The 21,363-nt window shown below is 67.2% G+C and carries 18 protein-coding genes and 1 pseudogene; 13 read left to right on the top strand and 6 right to left on the bottom strand.

Features of this window, described 5'->3' with window-relative positions; all coding sequences use genetic code 11:
* The first annotated feature begins 3 nt into the window (after positions 1 to 3).
* Complete coding sequence (locus tag AC13D8_RS18515; RefSeq protein WP_482970067.1) at positions 4 to 2,355, top strand: TRAP transporter large permease; 2,352 nt, start codon at positions 4 to 6, stop codon at positions 2,353 to 2,355.
* Between the two features lie 301 nt (positions 2,356 to 2,656).
* On the opposite strand, the gene AC13D8_RS18510 is transcribed toward AC13D8_RS18515, so the two are convergent.
* Together AC13D8_RS18510 and AC13D8_RS18505 are read right to left on the bottom strand one after the other, a co-directional pair.
* The gene (locus AC13D8_RS18510; protein WP_482970066.1) at positions 2,657 to 4,264 is read right to left on the bottom strand and encodes a peptide chain release factor 3; all 1,608 of its coding nucleotides are present in this window, start codon (positions 4,262 to 4,264) and stop codon (positions 2,657 to 2,659) included.
* 42 nt (positions 4,265 to 4,306) lie between these two features.
* Positions 4,307 to 5,308, bottom strand: coding sequence for a Hint domain-containing protein (locus AC13D8_RS18505; RefSeq protein WP_482970065.1), 1,002 nt, complete (start codon positions 5,306 to 5,308; stop codon positions 4,307 to 4,309).
* A 224-nt stretch (positions 5,309 to 5,532) separates the two neighbouring features.
* Here AC13D8_RS18505 and AC13D8_RS18500 point away from each other — a divergent pair, with 224 nt between their 5' ends.
* Entirely contained in the window at positions 5,533 to 6,312 is a 780-nt protein-coding gene (locus AC13D8_RS18500) for an SDR family oxidoreductase (RefSeq protein WP_482970064.1), read from the top strand.
* 138 nt (positions 6,313 to 6,450) lie between these two features.
* Positions 6,451 to 6,555, top strand: a pseudogene (locus AC13D8_RS18495) (DUF3833 family protein); the annotation flags it as partial.
* Positions 6,556 to 6,649: 94 nt separating this feature from the next.
* Here the strand turns inward: AC13D8_RS18495 and ribA are convergent.
* Positions 6,650 to 7,741 (bottom strand): GTP cyclohydrolase II, encoded by a 1,092-nt coding sequence (gene ribA / locus AC13D8_RS18490; RefSeq protein ID WP_482970063.1) that lies wholly within the window; start codon positions 7,739 to 7,741, stop codon positions 6,650 to 6,652.
* Between the two features lie 157 nt (positions 7,742 to 7,898).
* Between ribA and AC13D8_RS18485 the strand changes: the two genes are divergently transcribed.
* On the top strand, positions 7,899 to 8,585 hold the full coding sequence (locus tag AC13D8_RS18485; protein WP_104019388.1) for a response regulator transcription factor: 687 nt from the start codon (positions 7,899 to 7,901) through the stop codon (positions 8,583 to 8,585).
* A gap of 337 nt (positions 8,586 to 8,922) precedes the next feature.
* Here the strand turns inward: AC13D8_RS18485 and speB are convergent, their stop codons facing one another.
* Positions 8,923 to 9,897 carry an agmatinase gene (speB, locus tag AC13D8_RS18480; protein WP_482970062.1) on the bottom strand — a complete coding sequence of 325 codons (975 nt, stop codon included), beginning with the start codon at positions 9,895 to 9,897 and terminating at the stop codon, positions 8,923 to 8,925.
* Positions 9,898 to 10,060: 163 nt separating this feature from the next.
* Between speB and AC13D8_RS18475 the strand changes: the two genes are divergently transcribed.
* From AC13D8_RS18475 to murJ, 5 genes are all read left to right on the top strand, one after another.
* Positions 10,061 to 10,849, top strand: coding sequence for an exodeoxyribonuclease III (locus AC13D8_RS18475; RefSeq protein ID WP_482970061.1), 789 nt, complete (start codon positions 10,061 to 10,063; stop codon positions 10,847 to 10,849).
* A 53-nt stretch (positions 10,850 to 10,902) separates the two neighbouring features.
* Positions 10,903 to 11,832 (top strand): tetratricopeptide repeat protein, encoded by a 930-nt coding sequence (locus tag AC13D8_RS18470; protein WP_482970060.1) that lies wholly within the window; start codon positions 10,903 to 10,905, stop codon positions 11,830 to 11,832.
* A gap of 27 nt (positions 11,833 to 11,859) precedes the next feature.
* Positions 11,860 to 12,507 carry an LON peptidase substrate-binding domain-containing protein gene (locus AC13D8_RS18465; protein ID WP_129431978.1) on the top strand — a complete coding sequence of 216 codons (648 nt, stop codon included), beginning with the start codon at positions 11,860 to 11,862 and terminating at the stop codon, positions 12,505 to 12,507.
* Positions 12,504 to 12,737, top strand: coding sequence for a Trm112 family protein (locus AC13D8_RS18460; RefSeq protein WP_482970059.1), 234 nt, complete (start codon positions 12,504 to 12,506; stop codon positions 12,735 to 12,737). The genes AC13D8_RS18465 and AC13D8_RS18460 overlap by 4 nt, the downstream gene beginning before the upstream one ends.
* Positions 12,738 to 12,883: 146 nt before the next feature.
* On the top strand, positions 12,884 to 14,422 hold the full coding sequence (gene murJ, locus AC13D8_RS18455) for a murein biosynthesis integral membrane protein MurJ (protein ID WP_482970058.1): 1,539 nt from the start codon (positions 12,884 to 12,886) through the stop codon (positions 14,420 to 14,422).
* 23 nt (positions 14,423 to 14,445) lie between these two features.
* Here murJ and AC13D8_RS18450 read toward each other — a convergent pair whose 3' ends face one another.
* Positions 14,446 to 15,126 carry a rhomboid family intramembrane serine protease gene (locus AC13D8_RS18450; protein ID WP_482970057.1) on the bottom strand — a complete coding sequence of 227 codons (681 nt, stop codon included), beginning with the start codon at positions 15,124 to 15,126 and terminating at the stop codon, positions 14,446 to 14,448.
* Between the two features lie 89 nt (positions 15,127 to 15,215).
* Between AC13D8_RS18450 and trpS the strand changes: the two genes are divergently transcribed.
* On the top strand, positions 15,216 to 16,244 hold the full coding sequence (trpS, locus tag AC13D8_RS18445) for a tryptophan--tRNA ligase (protein WP_482970056.1): 1,029 nt from the start codon (positions 15,216 to 15,218) through the stop codon (positions 16,242 to 16,244).
* 23 nt (positions 16,245 to 16,267) lie between these two features.
* Here the strand turns inward: trpS and AC13D8_RS18440 are convergent, their stop codons facing one another.
* Positions 16,268 to 17,269 carry a DUF2125 domain-containing protein gene (locus AC13D8_RS18440; RefSeq protein WP_482970055.1) on the bottom strand — a complete coding sequence of 334 codons (1,002 nt, stop codon included), beginning with the start codon at positions 17,267 to 17,269 and terminating at the stop codon, positions 16,268 to 16,270.
* A gap of 71 nt (positions 17,270 to 17,340) precedes the next feature.
* Here AC13D8_RS18440 and AC13D8_RS18435 point away from each other — a divergent pair, with 71 nt between their 5' ends.
* From AC13D8_RS18435 to AC13D8_RS18425, 3 genes are all read left to right on the top strand, one after another.
* The gene (locus tag AC13D8_RS18435) at positions 17,341 to 17,865 is read left to right on the top strand and encodes a gamma-glutamylcyclotransferase (protein WP_129431984.1); all 525 of its coding nucleotides are present in this window, start codon (positions 17,341 to 17,343) and stop codon (positions 17,863 to 17,865) included.
* 86 nt (positions 17,866 to 17,951) lie between these two features.
* Positions 17,952 to 19,193 carry a biopolymer transporter ExbB gene (locus AC13D8_RS18430; RefSeq protein WP_482970054.1) on the top strand — a complete coding sequence of 414 codons (1,242 nt, stop codon included), beginning with the start codon at positions 17,952 to 17,954 and terminating at the stop codon, positions 19,191 to 19,193.
* Position 19,194: 1 nt separating this feature from the next.
* Positions 19,195 to 21,363 (top strand): peptidoglycan -binding protein, encoded by a 2,169-nt coding sequence (locus tag AC13D8_RS18425; protein WP_482970053.1) that lies wholly within the window; start codon positions 19,195 to 19,197, stop codon positions 21,361 to 21,363.

The raw sequence follows: 21,363 nt of genomic DNA, 5'->3' as shown, positions 1-21,363 counted from the left end.
GACATGCTATTCGGACTTGACGGCGTCGAGATCGGCCTGATCATCGTGTTCCTGTGCCTGTTCGGGGGGATACTCTCTGGTTTTCCGGTGGCCTTCGCCATCGGCGGCGCCGGGATCGTTTCCTTCGCGATCATCGCCGGGCTCGACAGCGCGGGGCTCTTGATCCACCAGGCCATCGACACGTCGAGCGAGGCGTATAACGCCCTCGTCGCCGGTGGCGCGCGGCCCGAGTCCATTTCCATCTTCCGGTACCCGGAGCTGCCGCGTAGCGGCATGCCGGTGTTCCCGCAAGGGTGGGAGACGGCGCTCGACCGCAATATCTCGTTCATCGTCAATCGCATCAACGAGCGCGTTCTGGCGGGCGCGGCGATCGAGACGCTGCTCGCGGTGCTGATGTTCGTGATGATGGGCATCACGCTGGAGCGGTCCAAGATCGCCAACGACCTGCTCACCACGATGGCGCGCGTGTTCGGGCCGCTGCCCGGGGGCCTCGCGGTGTCGGTGGTGGTGGTGGGCGCGTTCCTCGCCGCCTCGACCGGTATCGTCGGCGCGACGGTGGTGACGATGGGGCTTCTGAGCCTGCCCACCATGCTGCGCAACGGCTATTCGCCGCAGATCGCCACCGGGGTGATCGCGGCCTCGGGTACGCTGGGGCAGATCATCCCGCCCTCGATCGTGATCGTGCTTCTGGGCACGCTGGCGGGCGATCTCTATTCCGTGGCTCAGGAGAACCGCGCGCAGCTTGCCGGCTGCTCGGACGCGCTCACCTACCTGGGCGAGCCCGCCGTGGTGTCCGTGGGCACGCTTTTCCAGGCGGCGCTCTTGCCCGGCATCCTGCTGGCGCTGCTCTATGCGCTCTATGCCTTTGGCTACGCGCTGGTGAACCCTTCGAAGGCCCCGGCGGTACAGCTTGCCGATGGCGGCGGCGAGCCGATCACCCGCGCCGAACGATTCACCTGGTTCGCCGGGGTGCCGGTGGCGCTCATCGCGGGGTCGATGCTGCTGTCGTCGCTGGGCGTGATCGGCTCGCAGGGCCTGCGGGTGGATACGTTCACCGACATGGGTGAGACGGCCTCGCTGCGGACCAATGTGAGCGACGAGTGCCGCGCCTCGATGATCGAGCTGCACGGGCAGGCGGCCTGGGACGACGCGGTCGCCGAGCAAAAGGCCATCGACGAGGCAGGCGGGGTGGAACAGAGCGTGCGTCTCAGCCCCGAGCGGATTGTCGAGTTGCGCGCCGAGAAGGCGGCAAATGCCGCGCCTATCGGAACCGGCGTGGCCACTATCATGGTGATGCTCGGGCTGGTGCTGGCGCTGGCGCGGGGTGTGTCGCCCTCGGCCTCGCCGGCGCCGCTGCTCGTCGGCGCGCTCGGTATCGTGCTGGGGCTTTTGGCCGACATTCTCCTCATTCCGGCGACGATGTCCTCGGGGGCGACATGGCTGATCCTCGCGATCCCGATGGGGCTTGCCCTCTATGGCTGCGCCCATGGCGCGGTGCGGCTGGCGGGTAACGAGCTCATCCGCGTTGTGTTCCCGCCGCTGGTGCTGATCGTGGCGGTTCTGGGCTCGATCCTGGGCGGCATCACCAACCCCACCCCCGCCGCCGCGCTCGGCGCGGGCGGGGCGATCATGCTGGCTGCCTATCGCAAGCTGCGTGATCAGGACCGCTCGCCGCGGATCATCCTGTTCTCCACCTTGGCGATCGTGCTGGCGATCCTCATCGGCATCAATTTTGACCTGCGGATCAATACGGAGGAGGTCGGCTTCGAATCCTGGGTGGCGTTCATCTTCGCCTATGGTGCCTATCTCTACGCGCTCTTCGGCCTGCTTTTTGCCTGCTGGGTGCTCTTTGCCGGCGGCGTGCTCAGCCCGGTGGTGCGCGAGACCGCCAAGGTCACGAGCATGGTGTTCACCATCCTGATCGGCTCGCAATTGCTGAATCTCGTGGTGATCAGCTTTGGCGGTGAGCATTACATCCAGCAATTCCTCATGAGCTTTGACAACGAGTTCAAGGTGTTCCTGATCGTGATGCTGGTGCTGTTCTTCCTCGGCTTCGTGCTCGACTTTCTCGAGATCATCTACATCGTGATCCCGATCGTCGGCCCGGTGATCTACGGCGGCAGCTTCGATCCGAAATGGGTGACGATCATGATCGCGGTGAACCTGCAGACCTCGTTCCTGACACCGCCCTTCGGCTTCGCGCTTTTCTACCTGCGGGGGGTGGCACCGAGGGGGGTGACGACCGGGCATATCTATGCGGGGGTGTTTCCCTTCGTGCTGATACAGGTGGTGGGGCTGGCGATCCTGTGGTTCTTCCCCGATATCGTGACGATCCTGCCAGACCTTATGGGGTGAGGCGATAACGGCCTGTGCCCCGACCGTTTCCGATGGGGGTGGAAGAGGGCGGGTTCTGGGCCTGTTGCGGACCTTCGCCTCCTGTCTCGCGCGGGACAAGGCGTGCTTGCACGCCGCCGCGCGAGCGCCAGCCCGCCCCCGGGGGCTGGCGATGGGGTGACACGGGAGCAAAGCTCTGATCTCTCTCGGGAACTCAGAAATAAAGTGCCGCAGACCAACCGTTGCATCGCCAACCCGCAGGCTGGCGCTCGCGCGGCTCAGCGCTTGAGGTTCAACGACCGCTCAAGGCCAAGACGCGCCCCTAAACCATCATCTCCTTGGTCGCCGAGAGTGTCACCTCCGGGTAATCCCGTTCGACCCGGTCGATATCCCATTGCAGCCGCGTGAGGTAAACCACGTCGCCGTCATGGTCGTGGGCGATGTGTTGCTTGTTGGCGGCGATGAACGCCTCGACCTTGTCGCGCGGGCCCGTGACCCAGCGCGCCGAGGTGAACTGCGAGCCCTCGAAGCGCACCGGCAGCCCGTATTCCATCTCGATCCGGCTGCCCAGTACCTCGAACTGCAACTGCCCCACCACGCCGACGATGAAGCCCGAGCCGAAGGCGGGCTTGAACACCTTGGCCGCGCCCTCCTCGGCGAATTGCATCAGCGCCTTTTCCAGGTGCTTGGCCTTCATCGGGTCGCCTGCGCGGGCCTGTTGCAACAGCTCCGGCGCGAAGGAGGGGATGCCGCTGACGCGCAGGTTCTCGCCCTCGGTCAGCGTGTCGCCGATGCGCAACTGCCCGTGGTTGGGGATGCCGATGATGTCGCCCGCCCAGGCCTCTTCGGCGAGTTCCCGGTCGGCGGCGAGAAACAGCACCGGGGCGGAGACGGTGATCGGCTTCTTCGCGCGCACGTGGGTGAGCTTCATCCCGCGCCGGAAATGTCCCGAAGCGAGGCGAAGAAACGCCACGCGGTCGCGGTGGCGCGGGTCCATGTTGGCCTGCACCTTGAACACGAAGCCGGTGACCTTGTCCTCTTCGGGGGCGATCTGGCGGGGGGTGGCGCGCTGTGGCTGCGGTTCGGGGGCGTAGGCGCCGATCCCCTGCATCAGCTCGCGCACGCCGAAGGAGTTGATCGCCGAGCCGAACCATATGGGCGTCATGTGCCCCTCGCGCACGGCCTGCGCGTCGAGCGGGGGCAAGAGCTCACGCGCCATCTCGACATCCTCGCGCAGCTTGTCCAGCAGGGCGGGCGGCACGTGGTCGGCCATTTTGGGATCATCCAGCCCCTTGATCTCGATGGTTTCGGCGACGCGGTTGCGGTCGGCGCGGTTCATCAGTTCAAGCCGGTCGTGGAGCATGTCGTAGCAGCCCAGGAAATCGCGCCCCTGCCCGATGGGCCAGCTTGCGGGCGTGACGTGGATGGCAAGCATCTCCTGGATTTCGTCGATGATCTCGAATGTGTCGCGGGCCTCGCGGTCCATCTTGTTGCAGAAAGTCAGGATCGGCAGATCGCGCATCCGGCAGACCTCGAACAGCTTGCGCGTCTGGCTCTCTACCCCTTTGGCGCCGTCGATCACCATCACCGCGGCATCCACGGCCGTCAGCGTGCGGTAGGTGTCTTCGGAGAAGTCAGAGTGGCCCGGCGTGTCTACGAGATTAAAGCGGAACTCCTTGAAATCAAAGGACATGGCCGAGGCCGAGACGGAAATGCCCCGGTCCTTTTCCATCTGCATGAAATCCGACCGGGTGCGCCGGGCCTCGCCCTTGGCGCGGACCTGACCGGCCATCTGGATCGCGCCGCCATAGAGCAGGAATTTCTCGGTCAGCGTGGTCTTGCCCGCATCCGGGTGCGAGATGATCGCGAAGGTGCGGCGGCGCGCGATCTCGGGCGGCAGGGCGGGGCGATTGGGGCTCTGGTCCAGCATGGCCTGCCGTATAGTGGCGCGTCCCGTGGGGCGCAATGGCCCTCAGCGCAGCGAGGCCCGGCGCAGCAGGTCGGCGGCGTCCGGGTGGTCGAGCAGGGCGCGCCCGATCTCGAATTGCAGGTGCGCTGGGGTTTCGTGGCCGGGCGTGTCGGGCAGCAACTCGGCAGGCAGAGCCGAGCGGGTGCGCGGGTCGAGCAGCAGGGTTTCGGCGGCAATCCCCTCGGCAAAGATGATCTGGTGCCGGTCGAACAGAAGCTGGACATAATCGACATGGCCGCCGGTCTCGATGCGCACGCTGTCACCGTTGACCAGGTGGCGCGCGCGCACCAGCACTTCGCGCCGCCCGGCCCCGACCGCGTCGTCGCGCTGGTAGATGAACAGGCGGTGATCGGGGCTGACCAGCAAATCGCCCTCGTTGTTGAGGGCACCCGCCCGGATGCGTACCGGGGCGAAATCGCCGATGGCGCGCAGCGTGGTCTGCCCGATCCAGCGCAGCGGCTGCGCGCCGTCGTCGCGGGTAAGCACCATGTCGCCGGGCTGGAGGGTTTCGACCGGTTTCTGCGCGCCCGTGGCCATCGTGATCCGGGTGCCGCGGGTAAAGGAGACGCAGGCCGCCTGCGCGAATCGTTGCCGCGCAGTATCGCGCTCGACCCGCACCAGGGCGTATCCTGTGCGCGGGGCCATGTGTGCCAGCGGCATGGCATAGACATTGGTGACGCGCGCCTCGTCATCGGTCTCGACGAAGATCAGCACTTCGGCCACGCTGCCGGTGGCTGGCATCAGCGTGAGACAGCAATCGAGGTGCAGCGGCGCGCCGGGGGTGCCGATTTCCGAACCTTCGCCCACGCGGAACGGGCCGGCCCCCTCCATCACGAGACCAAGGCGCCGGGCGCGGGCGCGCGGCCCGAGTTCGTAAATGTCATCGAGATCGAGCTCGGCAGCAAAGGACAGCGCGTCGCCGAGATTGGCCCCGCTGACCACGCGCAGATCGGCGGCCTCGAAAACGTTGACGAATTGCGCGGGGCGTGGTGCGGGCGTGGTCATGAGCTGTCCGGGTCGGGGCTGTGCAGGCGTGCGGCGACGATGCCGTCCGCGATGCCGTTAAGCTAGGTCACGATTAAGCTAGGGCACGATTGTGGCACGTTCTGGTCGATTTCGGCAAGATTTCCCGGCAAGCAGGCAAAAGCAGGGCAGGCCGGAGGTGCGGCCTGCTGGTCATCCTGCGCTCCGCAGTGTTAATTCTCGGTGAACAAGGAAGGGGAAACGCAATGGACATGGGAATTCGTGGCAAGAGGGCGCTGGTCTGCGCCGCGTCGAAGGGGCTTGGGCTGGGCTGTGCGCGGGCGCTTGCCGAGGCTGGCGTTCATCTGGTGATGAACGCGCGCGGCGCCGAGGCGCTGGAGGCCTCGGCGTCGGTGATTCGCGCCGATTTTGGAGTCGAGGTCGCCACCGTGGCCGCCGACATCACCACCGAGGAGGGCCGCGCCGCGGTGCTTGCCGAGGCTGGCGCGGTGGATATCCTCGTCAACAATGCGGGCGGCCCGCCGCCGGGCATGTGGACCGACTGGGACCGCGAGGATTTCATCGCCGCGCTGGACGCCAACATGCTGACCCCCATCGCGCTGATCAAGGCGCTGGTGCCGGGGATGATGGAGCGCGGCTGGGGCCGGGTGGTCAACATCACCTCGCAATCGGTGAAATCGCCCATCGCCATTCTGGGACTCTCGAACTCGGCGCGCGCCGGGCTGACCGGCTATGTCGCGGGTACCTCGCGGCAGGTGGCCGGCAAGGGCGTGACAATCAACAACCTGCTGCCCGGCATCCACGCCACCGACCGCGCCGTGGCGCTCGACACCGGCGTGGCCGATCGCGAGGGCATCACGCTGGACGAGGCCAAGGAGAAGCGCTGCGCCACCATCCCTGCGGGCCGCTACGGCACGCCGGATGAGTTCGGAGCCGCATGTGCGTTCCTGTGCAGCCAGCACGCGGGCTTCATCGTCGGGCAGAACATCCTGCTCGATGGCGGAGCGGTGAACGCCACGCTGTAATCCGGGCTTGCCCCCACGCGGGGCGGCGGCTTAGCTCCTCCGAAATCTGGTCGGGGAGAGGTCGCATGCGTGGCGTCATTGCCGTCCGTCTTGTCCTGATGCTCGCGCGCTGGGCCGAGCGGCCCGCGTTTTGACGACTGGATGTGGCAGGTTGGCGAGGACTGCGTGCTTAACCGCGCCTACATGGACAAGCTGGGCCTGGAGATCTGCGAGGTGATCACCTGGTTTGAGAAGCGGGGGTAGGGGGCCTTCGGCCTGGAGATGGCGCGGCGGGCTTCGCCCTCGATTCCGCGCCGGGCCCAAGAACCGAATGGCAGCAAAAGACCACGTCGCGCCCTTACAGCATATGTCCTGATTTCGCCGCCTTGGTCGCGAGATAGGCCCGGTTGTGGTCGGTCTCGCCGAGCCGGAGCGGCACGCGTTCGGCCACCGAGATACCGTTCTGCGCCATCATCGCGAGCTTGGCAGGGTTGTTGGTCATCAGGCGCACCGAGGAGAATCCCATCCGGCGAAGCAGGTCCGCGCCGATGCGGAAGTCGCGTTCGTCATCCTCGAATCCCAGCCGATGATTGGCCTCGACCGTGTCGAAGCCCTGATCCTGGAGGCTGTAGGCGCGCATCTTGTTGGCAAGGCCAATGCCGCGCCCCTCCTGGTTGAGATAGAGCAGCACGCCCGCCCCCTCGGCCCCCATCTGCGCCAGCGCGCCGCGCAGTTGCGGGCCGCAATCGCATTTCAGGCTGCCCAGCAGGTCGCCCGTGAAACAGGCCGAATGCAGCCGTGCGAGAACCGGTGTGTCGCGCCGGGGCTGTCCGATTTCGACCGCGTAGTGCTCCTCGGCGCCATCCTCGGGGCGGAATACGTGCAGACGTCCTGCCTCTGACACCGAAAGCGGCAGGCGCGCGCTGACCACCGGGTGCATCGGGCTGGTCTCGACAAGGTGCGGCGCGGCGGCGGCGGCGTCGAGTACCGTCAGGCCGTGCCGCGCGGCAAAGTCCGCGCCGTCGGACAGGTCGAGCAGCACCGCCGCGGGTAGCAATCGAGCCGATTTCACCAGCGTGAGCGCCAGACGGTGCAGGCCCGCGTCGCCGCCGCGGTCGCTCTCGAGCGGGCCCTTCATCGGGGTCTTGAGATCGTCGGCCGGGTCGGCCACCGCCAGCACCCACGACAGCCGCGCATCGGGTGGCAGCACCACCCGTGCGAGATCACCATCATAGGCACGCGCCTTGAGTGTCGCGGCACGCCGTGCGGTGATGGCGAGTACCGGCGTGCCGCCCAGCGCCTGCACATCCGCGAGCCGCTGGGCATCGAGCGTCTCGGCCGCCAGCACCAGCGCCGCGCCGTGTGGGCCGCGCAGCATCACCGGCACGCCCATACGCAGGTCTCCGCGCGCGCGCGCGATGGTTTCGGTCAGGTCGGGGGCGAGGCTCATCGGGACACTCCGGCATATCGCTCTTTGCGGTAGCGTATATTGTAACGAAATGCAAAGAACGGCTCGCGCGGTAACACGTGGCCGTGAAAGCTGTGACGAGCCTCTTGCCGGGCGCGTGCGGCTTGCGCATCTTGGCGGACAGGAAGAGGAACTCATCATGGCCCAAGTCAAGAAGATACTGCTCGTCGATGACGATGACGACCTGCGCGAGGCGCTGGGTGAACAACTCGTGATGACCGAGGATTTCGACGTGTTCGAGGCCGCGACCGCCGCCGAGGCGATGGCCCGGGCCAAGGACATGATTTACGATCTCATCATCCTCGATGTCGGCCTGCCAGATACCGACGGGCGCGAATTGTGCCGCCTGATGCGCAAGCAGGGGGTGCGCGCGCCCATCCTCATGCTGACAGGGCATGACGGCGATGCGGACACGATTCTCGGTCTCGACGCGGGCGCCAACGATTATGTCACAAAACCGTTCAAGTTCCCGGTGTTGCTGGCGCGCATCCGCGCACAGCTTCGCCAGCACGAACAATCGGAGGACGCGATATTCCAGCTCGGGCCCTACACGTTCAAGCCGGCGATGAAGATGCTCATCACCGAGGAGGACCGCAAGGTGCGCCTGACCGAGAAGGAAACCAACATCCTGAAATTCCTGTATCGTTCGCCCGAAGGCGTGGTGCCGCGCGATGTGCTGCTGCACGAGGTCTGGGGTTACAATGCCGGGGTGACGACCCACACGCTTGAGACGCATATCTACCGGCTGCGCCAGAAGATCGAGCCCGACCCGGGCAACGCTCGCCTTCTGGTAACCGAGTCGGGCGGCTATCGCCTTGTGGTTTAAAGGTCACGGTCGCTTGACCTCGATCAAAGGCATATCTGGATTCTATGATATGTGTGGTATCGTTCACTTACGGTAAAACGTGAACCTCCCTGTTGGACTGGCCCCGGCATCGCCCGGGGCCCTTTGTTTCAAAGGGAACGAAGGGCCGATCCGGGGGCGGGGGCTGGCCCGAAACGGTGGTTGGCATCGGCCGCACCAGGGCCAGGGCCAGTCTGGCAGGATCAGGCCACCTGCTAGAGCGTGTCGCATTCATTCGCATTCACGCAACCCGCTCTAAACCATTGATTTCGCGCGTCTGAGAAGCTCAAAACCGGTTCTCACTTTTGAGCGACACGCTCTAGCCCGACGTGCACTCGCGCCCGGCGGCGTAGAGACACAGCAGGTCGCAGGCGAGCGTCGCCGCCGCCAGCGCGGTTATTTCCGAGACATCGTAGGCAGGGGCCACCTCGACCACGTCCATACCCCGGAGCGCGATCCCTTCCAGCCCGCGCAGGATTTCCTGCGCCTGGAAGGTCGAAAGCCCGCCCACCACCGGCGTACCCGTGCCTGGCGCCATCGACGGGTCGAGCGCGTCGATGTCGAAGGTGAGGTAGCAGGGCCGGTCGCCGACGATGTCGCGCACGCGGCCTGCGACCGACCGTGGGTCCGATAGGTGCACTTCGCGCGCGTCGATCACATGCACGCCCAGCGGGTCGGGATTGTGGGTGCGGATGCCCACCTGCACCGACGTTTCGGGCACGATCAGACCTTCGCGCACCGCGTGCCAGATCATCGTGCCGTGGTCGATGCGGCCGGGTTCGTCCTCCCAGGTGTCGGAATGCGCGTCGATCTGGATCAGCGAGAGCGGCCCGTGCTTCTCGGCATGGGCCTTCAGCAGCGGCCAGGTGATGAAGTGATCGCCGCCCAGCGTCAGGAGCGCGGTGTCGCTGGCCAGCACGTCGCGCGCGGCCTGCGCGATGGCCTCGGGCACCTGCGCCGGATAGCCAGGATCGAAAAAGCAGTCGCCGGTATCCACCACCGCGAGCCGCTCGAACGGGTCGAACGCCCAGGGCCACGGCGCCGACCACGCGATATGGGAGGACGCCGCGCGCACCGCTCGCGGCCCCAGCCGCGCACCCGACCGCCCCGATACCGCCAGATCGAAAGGCACGCCCATCACCGCCACGTCGGCGTCGGCCAGATCGCGGGTATAGCGGCGGCGCATGAAGCTGAGCGCGCCAGCATAGGCGGGCTCCGCGATGGTGCCGTGCGTCTCCTTGCGGGTGAAGGCCAGATCGCTGTCGGTGGGCGTTACGCTGGTGCTGTCGGTCATGAGGATCCTCTCGGGCGGCGGAGACTGCGCCCGAGATTGCCCCGCGTCCGACCCCGTGTAAACCGGGATTGCCCGCTTGCGGGGCCGGGCGGCCAACGGGGGTGGACGTCGCGCCCGAGGGGCCGTAGGTCTGCGCCATGTAGAAAAACAGGACCGAAAGCCCATGCCCCTTACCGTCGCCACCTGGAACATCAACTCGGTGCGGCTGCGCGCGGATCTCGTCGCACGGCTCCTGCGTGAGGAGGGGCCGGACGTGCTGTGCCTGCAAGAATGCAAGAGCCCGGTGGAGAAGATCCCCGCCTCGATCTTCGCGGCCCTCGGCTATCCCCACATGATCGCGCGGGGCGAGAAGGGCTATAACGGCGTGGCGATCCTGTCACGGCTGCCCATCGAAGAGGCCGGAAGCCTCGATTTCGCGGGGCTGGGCCACGCCCGACACATCGCCGGGCGGCTGGAGAACGGCGTGACCGTCCACAATTTTTACGTCCCTGCCGGCGGCGACGTGCCCGACCGCGAGGTGAACGCGAAATTCGGGCAAAAGCTCGACTACCTTACAGACATGCGCGATTTCTTCGGACAGGAGCGCCCGGAGAAGTCCATCCTCGTGGGCGATCTCAACATCGCGCCGCGGGAGGATGACGTGTGGTCGCACAAGCAATTGCTGAAGGTGGTGAGCCACACGCCGGTGGAGGTGGATCACCTCGGCAACGCGATGGAGGCCGGAGGCTGGCACGACGTCACCCGTGCCGACATACCCGAGGGCCAGCTCTATAGCTGGTGGAGCTACCGTGCCCGCGACTGGGACGCCGCCGACAAGGGCCGCCGGCTCGATCACGTCTGGGCGAGCCGCGACATCCGCGAGGCGGGCCATTCCAGCCGCATCCTGCGTGCCGCGCGGGGCTGGGAGAAGCCTTCGGATCACGCGCCGGTGTTTGCGACATTTGATCTTTGACAGCGGGGAACGCGCCCACATATAGGGTGCATTCGGATAGAGGGAGTCTCGACATGCTGGAACTGGGCAAGACCGCGAACGGCCCCGCGGCGGGCGATCTCGTCCGCGACGTGAATGAGGCCGATTTCATGGCCGAGGTGATCGAGGCCAGCCAGAAGGTGCCGGTGATCGTCGATTTCTGGGCCGCGTGGTGTGGCCCGTGCAAGACGCTGGGCCCCGCGCTCGAGGCCGCCGTGACCCGCGCGGGCGGCAAGGTGCGGATGGCCAAGGTGGACGTGGATCGCAACCAGGCCATTGCCGGACAATTGCGCATCCAGTCGCTGCCCACGGTCTATGCGTTCTGGCAAGGCCAGCCGATCGACGGCTTCCAGGGGGCGCTGCCGCAATCGGAGGTCGATGCCTTCGTGAACCGCGTGATCGAGGCGGCGGGCGGGGCCGCGGGTGATGACGGCGAAGGCGGACTCGACGCGGCGCTCGACGCAGCCGACGAGATGCTCGAGACCGGCGCGCTCACCGACGCGATGCAGACCTTTGCCGCCGTGGTGCAGGAGGACGGCAAGAACGCGCGCGCCTTTGCCGGCATGGCGCAAGTGCAGGTGGCAGCGGGCGATCTCGACCAGGCGGAGGCGATCCTCAACGGTGCCCCGGCAGAGATCGCCTCGACCCCGGAGATAGAGGCCGCGCATGCGAAGATTGCGCTTGCCAGGCAGGCGCAGGACGCGGGCCCGGTGGACGATCTGCGCGCTGCCATCGAGGCCGATCCCGACAACCATCAGGCGCGGTTCGACCTTGCCACCGCGCTTTATGCCGGAGGCCAGGTGCAGGAGGCGGTGGACGAGTTGCTCGAGCTTTTTCGCCGCGACCGCGAGTGGAACGACGGTGCGGCCAAGGCGCAGCTCTTCACCATCTTCGAGGCACTGAAGCCCAACGATCCGGTCCTGATTGCCGGTCGGCGCAAGCTCAGCTCGATGATATTTGCCTGAGCGCGCCGCCGGGCTAGACTACCCCTCATGGCACAGCGTTTCGATCTCCCCGAGATCATCCCCGTATTTCCGCTGCCCGGTGCGCTGCTGCTGCCGCGCGCGCGGCTGCCCCTTCACCTGTTCGAGCCGCGCTACCTCGCGATGCTCGAGGATGTGCTCAAGACGCGCGAGCGCCTCATCGGCATGGTGCAGCCAAACCCCGCGCCGGGCCGCGACGGCTGCACCGGGCTGCACAGGATCGGTTGTGTGGGCCGGGTGACGCAATTCTCCGAGACGGAGGACGGGCGCTACATGATCACCCTCACCGGGCTGTCGCGGTTCCGCATGACCGAGGAGGTCGAGGGCTTTACTCCCTACCGGCGGGTGCGGGTTTGCTGGAACAGTTTCGATCGCGACATGGGCCCAACGGAGACCGATCCCGGCTTTGATCGAGACGGGTTCATGAACCTGCTGTCGCGCTATTTCAACGCCCGCGCGCTCGAGACCGACTGGGAGTCGCTCGAACAGGCGGATGACGAGTTGCTCATCAACTCGCTGTCGATGCTGCTTGGCTTCGAACCCGAGGAGAAACAGGCCCTGCTAGAGGCCCCGTCGCTCGCTACAAGGCGCGAGACGCTGGTAACGCTGCTGGAATATTCGCTGCGCGGCGGCGACAACGAGGATATCGTGCAATGAGCGATTGGACCGATCCCCCGCATCCCCCCGAAGACACCTCGGAAAGCGAGGCGTCCGGACCCGGCTTTGACCGGCGGATGCTCGAGGCGCTCCTGTGCCCGCAGACCCACGGGCGGCTGGAATACGATGCCGAGCGGCAGGAGCTTGTCAGCAAGTCTGCCGGACTCGCCTTTCCTATCCGCAATGGCATCCCGGTCATGCTGATCGACGAGGCAAGGCGGCTGGACTGAGGCCGGCCTGAGCGATCTTTTCAGGCCAGCCGCTTCGGGCCGGGATGACGATGGCCTGGTCGCCGGTCGTCGTGCCGAACCAACCCCTCTTTTCGCGGCGCGGGCGATGGGCTAGACCGGCCTGACCCAAGCGCAAAGGCCCGCAGATGAGACCCGTCCGCCTGCTCTCCGGTATCCTGACCGTCAGTGGCTGGACGCTGATGAGCCGCGTGCTGGGCTTCGTGCGCGACGTGATGATCGCGAGCCTGATCGGCCCCGGCGTGCTGATGGATGCCTTCGTCGCCGCGTTCCGCCTGCCCAACATGTTCCGCCGATTCTTTGCCGAGGGGGCGTTCAACGCGGCGTTCGTGCCGATGTTCTCCAAGCGGCTGGAAGCGGGCGACAACCCGCTGGGCTTCGCGAGCCTCGCGTTGTCGGGGCTGGGGCTGGTGGTGTCACTGCTCACGGGTCTTGCGATGGTGTTCATGCCAGCGCTGGTCTGGGCCACCGCAGAAGGGTTCGCGGGGGATGCGCGCTTTGGCGTCACGGTGGATTATGGGCGGGTCGTGTTTCCCTATATCCTGTTCATCTCGCTGGCGGCGCTGCTGTCAGGGGCGCTCAACGCCGCCGGGCGATTTGCTGCCGCCGCAGCAGCACCCGTGCTGCTCAACGTGCTGCTGATCGCGGCGATGGGGGCGGCGGCATGGATGGGCGGGGAGGTGATGCAGGCGCTGGTCTGGGCGGTGCCGCTGGCTGGGGTGGCGCAGCTCGTCCTCGTTTGGGTGGCCGCCGAGCGGGCGGGGCTGCGCATCCGTCCCGTGCGTCCGCGGTGGACGCCAGAAATGGCGCAGCTCGTGCGCGTCGCCATCCCGGCGGCGCTGGCCGGGGGGGTGATACAGGTCAACCTCGTGGTGGGGCAGCTTGTCGCCTCGCAGACCGACAAGGCGGTGAGCTGGCTCTACGCCGCCGACCGGCTCTATCAGTTGCCGCTGGGCGTGGTGGGAATCGCGGTCGGGATCGTTCTGCTGCCCGATCTGGCGCGCAGGCTCAAGACCGGGGATGACGACGGCGCGCGGCATGCCCTGTCGCGCGGCGGCGAGGTGGCGCTGGCGCTGACGGTGCCGTGCGCCGTGGCGCTGGTGGCGATCCCGCTGCCGCTCGTTTCGGTACTCTTCGAACGCGGCGCGTTCGGTGCCGATGACAGCGCCGCCACCGCGCTCGCCGTGGCGATCTACGGGCTGGGGTTGCCCGCCTTCGTGTTGCAGAAAATCTTGCAGCCGATCTTTTTCGCCCGCGAGGATACACGCCGCCCGTTCCACTACGCCGTGGTGGCAATGGTGGTGAACGCCGCACTCGCCTTTGGCCTCGCCCCGGTCATGGGCTGGATCGCGGCGGCGCTGGCGACCACGGTGGCCGCCTGGGTCATGGTCTGGCAACTGGCGAGTGGCGCGCAGCGCTTTGGCGAGGTGGCGCGGTTCGACGCGCAGTTCCGCCGCAGGCTGTGGCGGATCGTGCTGGCCGCGGGCCTGATGGGCGCGGTGCTGTGGGGCGCGGCGGTGGTTCTTGGCCCGTTCCTCGCGCTGGGCGGCTGGCGCTGGCTGGCGCTGGTGCTGCTGGTTGGCCTCGGGGTGGTGAGCTACGGGCTCTTTGGGCAGGGGCTGGGCGCGTTCCGCCTGCAGGAGATGCGCGGGCAGCTGCGGCGGTAGCGCGTCAGCCCGGCGCCTGTCCGTCAGTCATGCCGCAGCCGGGCGCGCAGCCGCGTGAGGCCGCCGGGGCTGAGCGGCACCGACACGGCAAAGCCTGCAATGAACCCCGCCACGTCCGCCACCCATGTGGGCGAGCCGCCGAACAGCAGTGCAAAGACCAGTTGCAGTGCCATTAGCACGCCGATCAGGGTAAAGGCGCGGGCCTGGTTGGCGCCCATCTGCCCCAACCGCAGCCACATCACGTAGGTGAACCCCCCGATCATCCCGTAGACGCCGGGGAACGCCCCGATGAGCCACGGCCGGTCGCCCGGCAGCATCCCGTAGGCGAGCGCGCCGCCCACCGTCGCCGTGGCGAAGATCACCAGCACCGCCCAGTGGCGGAACACCTCGCCCAGGAACTTGCCCAGCGCCAGAAGCAGCACGGCGGCAAAGAGCGCGTGCGTGAAGCTGCCGTGGACGAAGGCATAGGTAACGAGGCGGCGCAGATGTTCGGTCGGTATTTGACCGGTTTCGATCATCCAGCGCAGGATCTGGCCGTGAAAAGCGTAATCCTGGATTGCCGCGCTTCGCCAGCCCACGGCGTCGGCGCCGCCGACAATCCCGCGCGCGCCGAGTGAGAACGCCGCTTCGACCCCCGCGATAACCAGGAACAGCACCACCACCACCGGCGGGATCGGGTTGAGGGGACTGGGATCGTCGCTCATGGCAGCTCTCCTTGATGGGGCACTGGTTGACGGGGCACGGGCGCATGGGTAAGCGAGACCTTCAGAGAAATCCACCACGGAGTGCGCCCATGAGCGAGGCGGCCTTTACCCCCCGCGTCTTTTCGGGAATCCAGCCCTCGGGCAACCTGCATCTCGGCAATTACCTCGGCGCGCTCAAGCGTTTTGCCGAGGCGCAGGATCGAGGCGTCGAGACGCTCTATTGCATGGTCGATCTGCACGCCGTCACCGTCTGGCAAGAGCCTGCCGACCTGCGCCGCGCCACGCGCGAGCTTGCAGCCGGGTTCATCGCCTCGGGGCTTGATCCCGCCCGCTCGATCCTTTTCAACCAGAGCCAGGTGGCCGAGCACAGCCAGCTTGCCTGGGTATTCAACTGCGTGGCGCGCATGGGCTGGATGCAGCGGATGACGCAATTCAAGGACAAGGCCGGCAAGAATGCGCAGAATGCCTCGCTCGGGCTCTTTGCCTACCCGGCGCTGATGGCCGCCGATATCCTCGCCTATCATGGCACCCACGTGCCCGTGGGTGAGGACCAGAAACAGCATATCGAGCTGTCACGCGACATTGCCGCCAAGTTCAACCACGATTACGGGGTGGAGTTCTTCCCGCTGCCCGAGCCGGTGATCGAGGGGGCGGCGACGCGGGTGATGAGCTTGCGCGACGGGACCAAGAAGATGTCGAAATCCGACCCGTCGGATATGAGCCGGATCAACCTCACCGACGATGCCGAGACCATCGCCAGGAAGATCCGCAAGGCCAAGACCGACCCTGAACCGCTGCCTTCGGAGGCCGAGGGGCTGGAGGACCGGCCGGAGGCCCGTAACCTCGTCAATATCTATGCGGCATTGGCGGATATCGACATCGAGCAGGTGATGGCCGAAGCGGGCGGACAGCCTTTTTCCGTATTTAAGCCGCGTCTGGCCGATCTGGCGGTCGACCGGCTCGCGCCGATCTCGACCGAGATGAAGCGGCTGATGCACGACGAGGCCGAGATCGACCGCATCCTCGCCGAGGGTGCGGGCCGCGCCCGCGCCATTGCGGCACCGATCCTGCGAAAAACCTATGATATCATGGGGATGGTGAGCGCGCCGGGCGGCTGACGCGGTGGGCGGTCGACAGGGGATCAGCGCAGTCGCAGGCGCGGGGCGGAACCAAGGGGGACGGGGCCGAGCCACATCCGACCACCGCCGAAGCCCAGCGGAATGTCGAGCGTGTCCGGGTTGCCTTTGAGGCGTGCCATCATGCCGAGGCCGTTCTCGACGCTTGAGGCGAGGCTCTCGGGCAGTGCCCCCGCGCTGCGCAGGATCGTCACGATCTCGCGCCAGTTGCGGGCCTTGAGCGTGATCTCGCCATCGGGCCAGCCATCGGGCGTCACGTCCACCTCGCCCGCCGCCTGAAGGAGCAGATCGCCCCAGCGCCCCTCGGCCAGACGCACGCTCAGATGGGTGGGTTGCGGGCGGGCACGCTCGATGGCGGTGCGGTCCCACGGCTTGTCGAACGTGGCGGTGACATCAGCGGTAAATCCGCTGATGCGGTCGGGCAGGCGGCCCTCCGGATCGAGCCGCGTCCGCGCGGGCGCGGCGAGCGTCAGTCCCTCGGCGCGCAGGCCGAACCGGTAGGTTGTGCCCTCCTGCCGCTCGGCGGCGAGGCTGAGGGTGGAGAGCGCGGTGGTTTCCCCGGGCCGTGTCTCGGAGGTGACGCGCAGGAAATCGGCGGTGAGCGTCATGCGCCGGGGCGCGAGCGCCGCGTCGGGCGCGATCACCAGCGAGGCGCGCATGTCGCGGCTCTCGATCCGGAACTTCTCTTCCGGGGTGGCGATACGCTGTTCGTCGGGCCAGACGGCGATGACGTGATTGGGCCGATAGCTCAACGCGTTGATCTGGAAGCGCGGCGCCTCCCACGCCAGCCCTGTGGCGGGATCGGCGAGGATCAGGTCTTCGAACACCACGTCGAAGCGGTTGGGAAAGCCTTGCACGCCGAGGCTGCTCGTCTCGGCCACCCAGCCCTCGGCACGGCGCGCGTCAAACCAGCCCTCGAACGCCGAGTGCGTGGTGCGGCTGCCAATAACCCAATAGCCGGCCCAGAGCCCGGTGGCGACGAGGATGACGGCCAGAAGTGCCCGCATGGCTTGCCCCTTTCATGCCCTTCGCGAAGGGTGTTTATAGGGGGCGGAACGTGAGGAACAGGGGAAAAGGCATGTGGGTGTTCGGCTATGGCTCGCTGGTGTGGAATCCGGGCTTTGACACGGTGGAGCGGGTGATCGCGCGGCTGCCGGGCTATCGGCGCAGTTTCTGCATGCGTTCGATCCACCATCGCGGCACGCCCGAGACGCCGGGGCTGGTGCTGGCGCTGGACCGCGCGACGGATACAGCCTGTTCGGGTGTGGCGCTGCGCGCCGACCCTGCGCGTGCCGACGAGGTGCTGGCGTATTTGCGCGAGCGCGAGCTGGTTTCGGCGGCTTATCACGAAACGCGGCTGCCGGTCATGCTCACGGACGGGCGCGAGGTGGAGGCGGTGACCTACGTGGTCGATCCGGACCACGCGCAGTATTGCGGCGGGCTCGATCTGGAAGAACAGGCGCAGATCATCGCCCGCGCGCATGGCGGGCGCGGACCGAATACCGAGTACCTGTTCCAGACCGACGCGCATCTGCGCGAATTGGGCCTCGGTGATCGCGATTTGGACTGGCTCGTGCGCCGGGTGCGCCATATCTGCGGATAAGCCTTGGCTTGCGCGGGCAGGCGGCGTAGGGTTGCGCCTGCAAAGACGTGCAAAAACCTGCAAAGAAACGTGTCGGGAGCGTCCAGATGGACCAGCCGGACCGCGAGGCCGAGCCGCAGTTTTCCACTCCCTATCGGCAGATCCTGCTGATGCTGATCGTGCTGGCGCTGACGGCGGTGGGGGCGTTTCTGGCGCTGCCGCGGGTGCTACCGGTGTTCGAGGCGAACCCTTGGCTCAACGGGTTCATCTTTTTTGTCTTCGTTCTGGGGGTAATCGCGACCTTCTGGCAGGTCATCCAGCTCATCGGTTCGGCGCGCTGGATCGAGGGGTTTGCCGCGCAGACGCCGGGGCATGAGCTTACCCGACCGCCCTCGCTTCTGGCACCGCTGGCCACCATGCTGCGCGGGCGCGGCAAGCGGATGCAGATCGCGTCAAGCTCAGCGCGCTCGATCCTCGATTCGGTGGCGCAGCGTATCGACGAGGCGCGCGAGATCACCCGCTATATCGTCAGCCTGCTGATTTTCCTCGGGCTGCTGGGTACGTTCTACGGTCTCGCTACCACCGTTCCGGCGGTGGTTGATACAATCCGCAGTCTGGCCCCGCAGGAGGGCGAGGAGGGAATCGCGATATTCAACCGGCTGATGACCGGGCTGGAGGAGCAACTCGGCGGAATGGGCGTGGCCTTTGCCTCGTCGCTGCTGGGGTTGTCGGGCTCTCTGGTTGTGGGTCTGCTGGAGCTTTTCGCGGGGCACGGGCAGAACCGGTTCTATCGCGAGTTGGAGGAATGGATATCGACCATAACCCGGCTTGGCCTTTCCGAGGGCGATGGCGAGGATGGCGGCGGGCGAGCGATGGTGGCCGAGGTGCTTGACCACATGACCGGGCAGGTCGAGGCGTTGCAGAGCACCATCGCGCAATCCGAGGTGAGCCGCACGATGGTCGACGAGAAGCTCGGCGTGTTGGCCGATTCCATCGAGCGACTGACCCACCGGATGAGCGATCAGAGCCCGGTGCAAGTGGCGCTGATGCGGGTAGCTGACGGGCAGGAGCGGCTCATCGAGGCGATCGAGGCGCGCGAGACGAGCGAGGGGCTGGATGCCGAGAGCCGGATGCGCCTGCGCTCGATCGACGTGCAGATGCTGCGCATTCTCGAGGAAATCAGCGCCGGGCGTCAGGAAACCATGACCGAGCTGCGCACCGATCTGGCGGCGCTGACGCGGCTCATGGGGCAGGCGCGCGGACCTACGCCGCGTCCCGTGCGCCCGGTGGTTCCGCGCGGCGGTGACGCGTCCGGCGAGGGGTCGGGCGAGTCTGGCGAGGGCGGCTGATATGGCGCTGTCGCGGCGCACCGGTGCGCGGTTTCAGAGCGCCATCTGGCCCGGCTTCGTCGATGCCATGACCGGCCTCCTGCTGGTGCTGATGTTCGTGCTCACGATCTTCATGGTGGTGCAGTTCGTGCTGCGCGAGGAGATCAGCGGGCAGGCCACCAAGCTCGACGCGCTGTCGGCTGAGGTGGCGGCGCTGTCGCGGGCGCTGGGGCTGGAACAGGACCGCAACGCCACGTTGCAGGAACGGGTGGGCATGTTGACCGCGACGCTGGGCGACGCCCGCGCGCGGGCCGAGGAACAGGCCGATGTGATCGCGTCGTTGCGCGCGGAGACTGCGGCGCAGTCCGAGGCGCTGACGGCGGCGGAGGGCCGGATCGCGTCCTTCGAGGAACAGGTGGCGCGGCTCTTGTCGCAGCGCGACGCTGCGCGGGACCGGGCCGCGGGACTGGAAAGCGAACGCGACGCGGCGCGCGACGAGGTGGTGACGCTGGAGGGTGAGCGGGCGGCGTTGCTCGATGAACAGGCGGCGCTGGAGGACCGGCTCGCCGGGCTGCGCGACGAGGTCGATGCACAGACCGAGGCGGCGCGGCTGGCGGCGGCGCGGCGCGAAGCGCTGGAGGCGCTCATCGCGGACTTGCGCGCGCGCAATGCCGAGGCACGGCAGGCCGGGGCCGCGCTGAGCGAGGAGGTGAGCGCGCTCGAGGAGCAGTTGAGCGAGGAAGAGGCCGCGCGGCTGGCCGAGGCCGAGGCGGCGGCTGCGTTGCGCAAGCGACTGGAGAACGCGCAGACAGAGCTGACCGCGATGACGCTGGCCCTGGAAGAAGAGCGCAAGCGGGCGGAGGAGACGCTGACCTTGTTGGCCGCGGCGGAGGCGGCGCGCGACGATCTTGACGCCGCGCTGGCGCAGGCGCTGTTGCGCGCCGAGGAGGCCGAGACGGCGCGCGAGACGGGGATCGGCGAGGCGCGCGCGGAGGTTGAGACCGAACGCGCGGCGCGTAGACAGGCCGAAGCGGCGCTGGCCGAAGCCCGGACGGCGCTGGAAGAGACTGGCGGGACGCTGGAGGAGCGCGAAACGGCGCTGGCCGAGGCGCGGGTTGCTCTGGAGACCGAGCGGGCGGCACGGGCTGAGGCGGAGGCTGCGCTTGCTGATGCAAGGGCGGCTCTGGACGAGACGGGCGGCACACTGGAGGACCGCGACGCGGCTCTGGCTGAGGCACGGGCGCGCATCCGGGCGCTCGAGGCTGATCTGGCCCGCGCGGTGGCGGCCAAGACAGATGCCGAAGCCGAGGCGCTCGACGCCGAGGAGGTGCGCGCGCGGCTGATCGCGGCGCTGGTCGCGAAGAAGGCGGCGGAAGCGCGGGCCGAGGAAGGGATGAGCGAGGCCGAGCGGCAAGAGGTGCTGTTGGCGGAGGCGCGCGAGAAGCTTGCCAAGGAACAGCAAATATCCACCGAGGCGCAGCGACAGCAGGCGCTTTTGAATCAGCAGGTGGAGGCGCTGCGCACGCAACTCTCCGAGCTTCAGGCGCTGCTCGACGATGCCAAGGCGCGCGAGGCGGAAGCGGAGGTGCAGCTTCAGTCGCTGGGCAACGAGCTCAACACCGCGCTGGCGCGCGTGGCCGCCGAGGAGAGGCGCCGGCGGCAGGCCGAGGAAGAGCGCGCGCGGCTTCTGGAGGAGCGGGCCGAACGGTTGGCCGCCGAGAAGGAGGACCTGGAGAAATACCGCTCGGACTTCTTTGGCCGGATGCGCGAATTGCTGAGCGGCCAGGAAGGGGTACGGATCGTGGGCGACCGGTTCGTGTTCTCCTCGGAGGTTCTATTCGCGCCCGGCGAGGCCGAGTTGTCGGTCGAGGGCGAGCAGGAGATCGCAAAGGTCGCAGGCATCCTGCGCCGCGTGATTGGCGATATTCCCGAGGGGATCGACTGGGTATTGCAGGTCGACGGGCATACCGACGATGTACCGATCGCGCCCGGCGCGCGCTTTGCCGACAACTGGGAACTGAGCCAGGCGCGGGCGCTGTCAGTGGTGCGCTATCTTGTCGATTTCCTCGGGTTCCCGCCCGACCGGCTCTCGGCCAACGGGTATGGTGAATATCAGCCGGTAAATCCCGCGGACACGCCCGAGGCCCGCGCGCAGAACCGTCGGATCGAGCTGAAGCTGACCACGCGATAG

The sequence above is a fragment of the Roseovarius sp. B-10 genome, from assembly GCF_056859295.1.
This window is presented reverse-complemented; position numbering and strand designations above follow the sequence as displayed.

Excerpts from the sequence above, each read along its gene's own strand:
- murJ (WP_482970058.1), top strand. The coding sequence starts at position 12,884 with ATGAGACCCGTCCGCCTGCTCTCCGGTATCCTGACCGTCAGTGGCTGG.
- ribA (WP_482970063.1), bottom strand. The coding sequence starts at position 7,741 with ATGAGCCTCGCCCCCGACCTGACCGAAACCATCGCGCGCGCGCGCGGA.
- speB (WP_482970062.1), bottom strand. The coding sequence starts at position 9,897 with ATGACCGACAGCACCAGCGTAACGCCCACCGACAGCGATCTGGCCTTC.
- AC13D8_RS18465 (WP_129431978.1), top strand. The coding sequence starts at position 11,860 with ATGGCACAGCGTTTCGATCTCCCCGAGATCATCCCCGTATTTCCGCTG.
- AC13D8_RS18510 (WP_482970066.1), bottom strand. The coding sequence starts at position 4,264 with ATGCTGGACCAGAGCCCCAATCGCCCCGCCCTGCCGCCCGAGATCGCG.
- AC13D8_RS18500 (WP_482970064.1), top strand. The coding sequence starts at position 5,533 with ATGGACATGGGAATTCGTGGCAAGAGGGCGCTGGTCTGCGCCGCGTCG.
- AC13D8_RS18485 (WP_104019388.1), top strand. The coding sequence starts at position 7,899 with ATGGCCCAAGTCAAGAAGATACTGCTCGTCGATGACGATGACGACCTG.
- AC13D8_RS18505 (WP_482970065.1), bottom strand. The coding sequence starts at position 5,308 with ATGACCACGCCCGCACCACGCCCCGCGCAATTCGTCAACGTTTTCGAG.
- AC13D8_RS18515 (WP_482970067.1), top strand. The coding sequence starts at position 4 with ATGCTATTCGGACTTGACGGCGTCGAGATCGGCCTGATCATCGTGTTC.
- AC13D8_RS18425 (WP_482970053.1), top strand. The coding sequence starts at position 19,195 with ATGGCGCTGTCGCGGCGCACCGGTGCGCGGTTTCAGAGCGCCATCTGG.
- AC13D8_RS18450 (WP_482970057.1), bottom strand. The coding sequence starts at position 15,126 with ATGAGCGACGATCCCAGTCCCCTCAACCCGATCCCGCCGGTGGTGGTG.
- AC13D8_RS18475 (WP_482970061.1), top strand. The coding sequence starts at position 10,061 with ATGCCCCTTACCGTCGCCACCTGGAACATCAACTCGGTGCGGCTGCGC.
- trpS (WP_482970056.1), top strand. The coding sequence starts at position 15,216 with ATGAGCGAGGCGGCCTTTACCCCCCGCGTCTTTTCGGGAATCCAGCCC.
- AC13D8_RS18440 (WP_482970055.1), bottom strand. The coding sequence starts at position 17,269 with ATGCGGGCACTTCTGGCCGTCATCCTCGTCGCCACCGGGCTCTGGGCC.
- AC13D8_RS18430 (WP_482970054.1), top strand. The coding sequence starts at position 17,952 with ATGGACCAGCCGGACCGCGAGGCCGAGCCGCAGTTTTCCACTCCCTAT.
- AC13D8_RS18470 (WP_482970060.1), top strand. The coding sequence starts at position 10,903 with ATGCTGGAACTGGGCAAGACCGCGAACGGCCCCGCGGCGGGCGATCTC.
- AC13D8_RS18460 (WP_482970059.1), top strand. The coding sequence starts at position 12,504 with ATGAGCGATTGGACCGATCCCCCGCATCCCCCCGAAGACACCTCGGAA.
- AC13D8_RS18435 (WP_129431984.1), top strand. The coding sequence starts at position 17,341 with ATGTGGGTGTTCGGCTATGGCTCGCTGGTGTGGAATCCGGGCTTTGAC.